Raw genomic sequence first — 7,771 nt, forward strand, 5'->3', positions numbered from 1 at the left:
CACCGTCGTGCCTGTCTTGATGTGATCGTCCTGCGCGTTGCCGACTTTGAGGCCCGCAACATCGGTGATCAAATTGCGTTTGCCTTTAGATACAGCGGCCACCGTCCACCTCCATTGCGATGCCTGTGATCATGCTGGCCTCATCCGAGCAGAGAAAGCAGGCGGCGTTGCCCATGTCTTCGGGCGTTGAAAAACGGCCCAAGGGGATTGTGGACAGGAACTTGGCCCGTATCTCGGGCGTGTCCTCACCCATGAAGGACTTGAGCAAGGGCGTATCGCCAGCGACGGGATTGATCGCATTTACACGGATGCCGTCGGGCGCAAGCTCGACCGCCATCGTTTTGGTTGCAGTGATCATCCAGCCCTTTGATGCATTGTACCAGTTCAAACGGGGACGGGGTGAAACACCGGCGGTCGAGGCCACATTGAGGATTGCACCGCATTTGCGGGATTTGAAATGCGGGACCAATGCCCGTGCAGTAAGAAAAACCGACTTCATGTTCACGTTATAGACCCGATCAAAGTCATCCTCCGTCACATCTTCGAGCTGGTTGGGCAAATGCGTGACGCCAGCATTATTCACCAGGATATCGAGTGGACCTTGAGATAGTACTGTTTTTGCAAGGTTAGACACTGAATCCGCGTTAGAAACGTCACAGTCCACTGCGATGCCGCCTATTTCATCAGCGATGACGGCGGCACCCTCCAAATTGATATCGACCACAAAAACGTGCGCACCCTCAGCCGCGAACTTGCGTGCTATTCCTGCCCCAAATCCCGAGCCGCCGCCCGTTACAATTGCTGTTTTATCTGCCAGTCGCATTGTATCCCCCCTGCATTGTCATGAGCGTAGCAATCTCTTTATCAGACCGCCATGCCCAACGCGGGCAACTGTGGTGCCGCTGCAATCAACGCCTTGGTGTAGGGATGTTGCGGATTTGCAAAAACAGTGTCTGTTTCGCCTTGTTCGATGATTTTTCCCGCCTGCATGACGATCACACGGTCAGTCACCGACCGCACGACCGACAGGTCATGGCTGATGAACAGATAGGCCAGAGGCCGCCTGCGGCAAAGGTCCGCGATCAGGTCGAGCACTTGAGCGCGGACGGACACATCAAGCGCCGAAACAGCCTCGTCAAAGATGATGAGTTCCGGTTCGATGATCAGCGCCCGCGCGATGGCGATGCGTTGCCGCTGCCCGCCTGAAAATTCATGGATGTATTTATCCGCATCACCGGGCGAAAGGCCGACGTCGGTCAGCGCCTTTGCGATAGCATCATCGCGCGCGGCCCCGCTGGGTGGATGTTCCAGCAGGTGAAACGGTTCGGTGATCAGCCGATCTACGCGGTGACGCGGATTGAAGCTGCTGTAGGGGTCCTGAAACACCACCTGCATTTTGCGCCGAACCGCCAGATTAGGGTGCCTGCCGGTAAAGACAGGGTCCCCGTCCAGTGTGATCTGACCGCGCTGCACGTCTTCCAACCCCAAAATTGCCCTCGTTAGTGTCGATTTTCCGCAGCCGCTTTCACCTACCAGCCCGACACGTTCACCGTGATTGATCTGGAAAGTGACATCATCCAACGCGCGGAACATGGGCCGGGGCCCCAAGAGCCTCTGACGCGCAACGGGATAATCACGGGCAACATTCCTTACGCGCAGCATCGGTGCCGCCTGCACTGTTTCGGGCAAGGATACCGCATGGCGCGACGCCTCGAATAGCGCCTTCGTATAGGGGTGCTGCATATGGGCCAGAAGATGTCCGGTCGCACCCGCCTCGACGATACGGCCCTTTTGCATCACTGCGATTTGATCGGCGACATCGGCGACAACGGCCAGATCATGGGTTATTATCAACAATCCCATATTGAATTCGCACACAAGGTCGCGCAATAGGTCGAGGATTCGGGCTTGTGTGGTCACATCCAGCGCCGTAGTGGGCTCATCCGCGATCAGCAGCTTGGGGCGCAGCGCGATGGCCATCGCGATCACAACACGCTGGCGCTGCCCGCCGGACAGCTCATGTGGATACCGTTTCGGAGAAACCTCGAGCCCCACGCGCTCCAACATCGCAGTGGCGCGTTTGTGGGCCTCGGCCTTGGTTGTTTTTTCATGGATCAGGATCGTTTCGGCTACCTGATCGCCGATGGTTTGCACCGGATTGAGTGCTGTCATCGGTTCCTGAAATACCATGCCCATCGCGTTGCCACGCATTTTGCACAAGTCAGGTTCCGGAGTTTGCAGGATATCGATGCCATCAAGCATGATCCTGCCCTTGGCCTTGGCACCATGCGGTAGCAGCCCCATCACGGCAAGCGCTGTCATGGATTTGCCAGAGCCGCTCTCGCCGGTGATTGCCACGATTTCACCGGCCTGCATGGTCAGGTTGACGTCATGCAGGACTGGCGTATCCCCGATGGACAGCGACAGGTCCTTCATCGCAAGCAGGCTCATGTCCGCACCACGCGGATACGCGGGTCAAGCCAGTCGCGTAAACCGTCTCCCATCAGGTTCAGCCCCAGCACCGTCAGCAGGATCGCAAAACCCGGCATGAGGGCTGTATGCGGCGCGATGCTGACGAGTGTCTGGGCATCCGCCAGCATTCGGCCCCAGCTTGCGGTGGGAGGCTGTGCGCCAAGACCGATGTAAGACAGGGCGGCCTCGGCAAGGATGCCAAGGCTGAATTGGATTGTGCCCTGCACGATCATCAAGTTGGTGATGTTGGGCAGGACGTGTTCGATTGAAATACGCGCTGCGGACTTGCCGCAGACGCGCGCGGCAAGGATGAAATCCCGCTCCCACAGCGGCAAGGCGGCACCCCGCGTGAGGCGAGCGAAAACGGGGATGTTAAAGATGCCGATGGCGATAATGGCATTGACGGCAGAGGCCCCGAACACGGCGGTGATCAGGATCGCGATGACCAGTGACGGAAAGGCAAAGACAAGGTCATTGCCCCGCATGATTAAATCATCCAGCAGTGATCCGTGCCGTGCCGCTGCGAGCAATCCCAACGGGATGCCGAGCGCCATGCCGATGCCCACCGCAACCAAGGCGACGGCAATCGACGTTCGCGCACCCATCATGATCATCGACAGGATATCACGCCCGAAATGGTCGGTCCCAAGCAGGTTGGCCGCGCTGGGCGTTTGCAGCCGCGCTTGAATGTTCAGTGTCTCGATATCGGCAGGTGTCCAGACGAAAGACACCACCGCCAATACCATGAAAAGTAACGTCAGCAACGTACCGATAATCAGATTGCGGCTCATGCTTTCGTCCTCAATCGCGGGTCAACGGCGGCATAGGCCAAATCGACAAGGAAATTGACGACGATCACGGTGAAGACCAGCAACATCACCACGCTTTCCACGACAATCAGATCGCGTGCGCTGATGGACTGAAAAATCAGCCGGCCAAGGCCGGGCAGAAAGAACACCTGTTCAATGATGATGCCGCCCGCCAACAGGAACGAAAATTGCAGGCCAATGATCGTCAGTACTGGGATCAACGCATTGCGGACAGCATGTTTCCAAAGCGCTTGGCGGCGGCTCAGCCCTTTCGCGCGGGCGGTGCGGATGAAATCTTCGCCCAGCATGTCAAGAAGCGATGATCGCATGACACGGGCGAGAATTGCTGCTTGCGGCAGGGCGAGTGCGATGGCGGGCAAGGTGAGGGATTTAATCGCCCGCAACGGATCGTTCCATCCCGGAAATCCGCCCGCGCTGAACCAGCGAAGGTTGATGGCAAAGACCAGCACCAGTATCATCGCAAACCAGAAATTGGGGATCGCGACGCCCAGTTGCGTGGCCCCCATGATCGTCACGTCGCCTGCGCTGCCCCGCCTGCTGGCTGCGTAAATGCCTGCGGGAAATGCGATGATTGTTGACAGGATCAGCGCGTAGATCGCAAGCGGCAAAGACACCCAAATGCGGTCCGAGATGAGGTCCGAGACCGGGGTTTTATATGTCCAGGATTGGCCGAAATCGCCGCGCAGCAACCCGAAGACCCAGTCCAGATACCTTGTGATCAAAGGCTGATCGAGGCCCATTTCGGCACGCAAGGCGGCAATCGTATCCGGGCGCGCGTTCACGCCGAGCATAAAAGCCGCAGGATCACCGGGGATCACCTCGATGACGGCAAAGATCACGATGGATGCGACAATCAGACTGATGATAAGTGATGTGAGGCGACCAAAAACGTATCGGATCATGGGGTCAATGCAACGCCTGCTGCCCCTGACCGCATCTGTGGGTAGAGCCCCCGATGAGAGCTGTCAGGGGTTTTGCGGTGATACCGCCCGTTTGTGTTCAGTTTGACCAAGATACCCCTGTCAGATCAACGGCGGCTGTAGGCTGGTTGACCCATAGTCCCTCGATCCCTGCTTTCGCCACGGTCGCGACGGCCAGTTCAAACAGATACCCGTTCACAAAATCCTCTGAGATGATGGTTTGTGCTTGCTCCAACAGTGCACTGCGCCCCTCTGGATTCGTGGTCGCGTTGAGGGCTTCCATGACCGCCTGGAATTCCTCGCTGTCATATTGGAAGTAATAATCCGGGTTGGCATAGATGCCGATATCCATCGGCTCGGTGTGGCTGACGATGGACAGGCCGAAATCCTTGTTGGTAAACACTTCTTCGATCCACTGCGCCCATTCCAGATTGGTGATCTCGGTTTCGATCCCAACCGCGCGCAACTGGCTGGCGATAATCTCGCCGCCGCGCCGCGCATAAGAGGGTGGCGGCAGTTTCAGCGTTGTGGTGAAACCGTCGGCAAAACCGGCTTCGGCCAGCAGCTCTCGGGCCAACTCGGGATCGTGGCGGGAATTGTGCAGCAGGTCCACATAGTCCGGATGATGCGGCGCGAAATGCGTGCCAATGGGCGTGCCCAGTCCGAACATCGCCCCTTCGATGATTGCCTGCCGGTCGATGGCATGGGCCAGAGCTTTGCGAACGCGTACGTCGTCGAAGGGTGGCATCATATTGTTGGTGGCGAGGATCGTTTCACCTTCGGTATTGCCGACAAGGACCTGAAACCGGGCATCAGCCTCGAACTGTGGCAGGTTTTCAGGCGCGGGGAAGCCGATAAAGGCATCCACGTCCTCGGCCATTACAGCGGCAAAGGCGGCAGTCGGATCAGCGATGAAACGAAAGGTGGCGCTCTTTAGGGCGGGGGCAGGCCCCCAGTAATCATCATAGCGGGTCAGCTCCAGCCGGTCGCCCTGCACCCAATCGGTAAAGGTGAACGGGCCGGTCCCGACAGGATTTGAGGCGATTGTGTCGATGCTCTCAGGTGCCACGATCACGGCATCGCCCCATGCCATATTGAACAAAAAGTTGCCGTTCGGCTGGTCCAGCGTGACCTGCACGGTCAGCGGGTCAACCACGGTCACATCCGTGATCCCCGCAAAGAGGCCCTTTTGCGCATTGGTGCTGTCTTCAGCGCGCGCACGATCAAGAGTGAATTTTACATCCTCGGCATCCATCGCGGTGCCATCGTGAAAGGTCACACCGGCAGCAAGATTGAAGGAATAGACCAAACCGTCGTCGGAAATATCCCAGCTTTGGGCGACGCCCTGAATAATCGCACCATCGGCGTCAAAGCGGGTGAGACCCTCGAACACATTGGCATAAAGGACGCTGTCAATCGCCTGCGCGGCCCCGCTGGTCGGGTCAAGGTTCGGCGGTTCCAACTGAATGGCAACGGTGATGCTGTCCTGGGCCAGTGCCCCGGATGCGCAAAGAACGACGACTGTAGATGTGGCGAGTTTTTTGAAATACTGCATGGTCGATCTCCTATGGCTGGGACGAGTGTTGTCGGAACGTCGGTGCAAATCAAGCCCCAGCGACCACAGAGTGGATGCTTGCCCCACATGTTCACACGACCGCCAGTGTCGAAGAATGTGCATTACAGGCAAAAGCAGGACCGCTTCAAACGATTGTCCGCGTTAATTCATCTTGCTGACGATTGCTTAATCTCAATCGGCTCCGTCAATAACTGTGTTATGGTTCCGTTTGTCGTGAACATGCGGTTTAATTAGGAGAGCATAAAGATGGGTATCGAAAGCATTCTTGTAATCATCATTATCGGCGCAATCGCAGGTTGGTTGGCCGGACAGATTGTGAAGGGCTTCGGCTTTGGTTTACTGGGTAACATTGTCGTTGGCATCGTCGGCGCATTTGTTGCAGGACTGATTTTTCCAGTCGTCGGCCTGGGTTTCGGGGGTGGAATCGTCGGCTCTATTATCCACGCGACAATCGGGGCGGTGATTCTTTTGTTCCTGATCCGGCTCGTGAAACGCGTGTAGAACGTAGCTGACGACAATTCGCGACGAGGGTCTGACCGTGCGTCGGCCTCTTTTTGTTGGGTGAACTTGTGCGTCTGAAATAATTTGAACTTGCAGCGGCAAGTGTCGGGATGAGTGAATGCACTCTCGCCGACACGCCCGCCCTATGGCTTCAATATCTGCCCCAAAGCACCCGCCATGACCTGCGCGCTGTCGATCATGTCGTCGACGCCGACGTATTCGTCCGGTTTATGGGCCAGTTCCAATATACCCGGCCCATAGGCGATGCAGTTTTTCAGCTTGCCGATCCGGTCGATGTGCTTTTGATCGTAGGTGCCCGGCGAGGCGACAAACTCTGCCGGCTTGCCCAAGACTTTTTCGATTTCGGCGGCGACGATCTGAACGACTGGTGCTTCACGTTCAGTCATGCTGGGCAGCACGACATTGATCTCGCGCAGGTCATAGTCAAACCGGTCGCGGCCAGCCTTCAGACCTTCGAGAAGGTCTTTGACCTCGTTGCGCACGTCATCCACATTTTCTTCGGCAAGGAACCTGCGGTCGATGACGATGCGGCAACTGTCTGGCACGCAATGTGCAGGCAGGCCGGTATAGTCAGCATCCTGCTCTGGCTGGCCGCCATGGATGGAGTTGATGTTCATGGTGGATGATCGCGCCCCTTCGGGTACGACGGGCATATCGGTCATCCGTGCGGCCATTGCGGGATAAAGCTTGGATTCGAACTCGGTCAGCACCGCACCCATGTGACGCACCGCACAGTCACCTAGAAAAGGCATGGAGCCATGGGCGATTTCGCCAAAAGTCTCAATTTCGGCCCACCAGCCGCCGCGATGCCCAAGGCAGACGCGGTCCTTGTTCAACGGTTCGGGAATGATGACATGTTGCACGCGCGCGGGGTCAAAATAGCCCTTTTCAGCAAGATAGGCGACACCGCCGTAGCCCCCTGATTCTTCATCCGCAGTGCCGGAGATTTCGATGGCGCCTGCGTAGTCGGGATGCGTTTCGACAAACGCCTCTGCTGCGATGATCGAGGCCGCAAGCCCGCCTTTCATGTCACATGCGCCGCGGCCATAGATCTTTCCGTCAGTCAGTTCCCCGCCAAAGGGATCTTTGGTCCAGCCGCTGCCGACCTCGACCACATCGGTGTGGCTGTTGAAGTGGACGCAATCACCTGCGCGGCCTCCTTCGCGCCACGCGACGATATTCCAACGGGGGTATTTGTCGCTGTCGCCCGGTGTGCCATGGGCGCGGATCATTTCGGTTTCGAACCCTGACTTCCGCAGGCGCCGGTCCAGATACTCGCAAATTTCGCGGTAGCAATCACCCGGCGGGTTCAATGTGGGAATCCGGATCAGGTTTTGGGTCAGCGCGATCAGATCGTTCCGTCGCGTGCGTACCGCTTCGTTCAGGGCTGAATTTTCTGCGTTGCCGTTCATGCTCCTAGTATTCGCGTTTATGACCGGACAGACAATGGT

Annotated in this window: 7 protein-coding genes; 1 reads left to right on the forward strand and 6 read right to left on the reverse strand. The window is 57.3% G+C overall.

From position 1 onward, the window contains the following. Positions 1 to 85: 85 nt before the first annotated feature. The 5 genes from R6T97_RS10240 to R6T97_RS10260 form a co-directional block, all read right to left on the reverse strand. A complete protein-coding gene (locus tag R6T97_RS10240) occupies positions 86 to 823 on the reverse strand; it encodes a glucose 1-dehydrogenase (RefSeq protein ID WP_410349195.1) in 738 nt (245 codons plus the stop codon). A gap of 41 nt (positions 824 to 864) precedes the next feature. Next, complete coding sequence (locus tag R6T97_RS10245; RefSeq protein ID WP_410349196.1) at positions 865 to 2,451, reverse strand: ABC transporter ATP-binding protein; 1,587 nt, start codon at positions 2,449 to 2,451, stop codon at positions 865 to 867. Beyond that, entirely contained in the window at positions 2,448 to 3,263 is an 816-nt protein-coding gene (locus R6T97_RS10250; protein ID WP_410349197.1) for an ABC transporter permease, read from the reverse strand. The genes R6T97_RS10245 and R6T97_RS10250 overlap by 4 nt, the downstream gene beginning before the upstream one ends. Beyond that, complete coding sequence (locus R6T97_RS10255) at positions 3,260 to 4,204, reverse strand: ABC transporter permease (protein ID WP_410349198.1); 945 nt, start codon at positions 4,202 to 4,204, stop codon at positions 3,260 to 3,262. The genes R6T97_RS10250 and R6T97_RS10255 overlap by 4 nt, the downstream gene beginning before the upstream one ends. 97 nt (positions 4,205 to 4,301) lie before the next feature. Then, the gene (locus R6T97_RS10260; protein WP_410349199.1) at positions 4,302 to 5,777 is read right to left on the reverse strand and encodes an ABC transporter substrate-binding protein; all 1,476 of its coding nucleotides are present in this window, start codon (positions 5,775 to 5,777) and stop codon (positions 4,302 to 4,304) included. 267 nt (positions 5,778 to 6,044) lie between these two features. On the opposite strand from R6T97_RS10260, the gene R6T97_RS10265 reads away from it, so the two are divergent. Continuing rightward, the gene (locus R6T97_RS10265; RefSeq protein ID WP_410349200.1) at positions 6,045 to 6,299 is read left to right on the forward strand and encodes a GlsB/YeaQ/YmgE family stress response membrane protein; all 255 of its coding nucleotides are present in this window, start codon (positions 6,045 to 6,047) and stop codon (positions 6,297 to 6,299) included. 143 nt (positions 6,300 to 6,442) lie between these two features. Here R6T97_RS10265 and R6T97_RS10270 read toward each other — a convergent pair whose 3' ends face one another. Next, positions 6,443 to 7,732 (reverse strand): acetylornithine deacetylase/succinyl-diaminopimelate desuccinylase family protein, encoded by a 1,290-nt coding sequence (locus R6T97_RS10270; RefSeq protein ID WP_410349201.1) that lies wholly within the window; start codon positions 7,730 to 7,732, stop codon positions 6,443 to 6,445. Positions 7,733 to 7,771: the final 39 nt, after the last annotated feature.

The sequence above is a fragment of the Yoonia sp. genome (assembly GCF_046498525.1).
In the GTDB taxonomy this organism is placed as follows: Bacteria; Pseudomonadota; Alphaproteobacteria; order Rhodobacterales; family Rhodobacteraceae; genus Yoonia.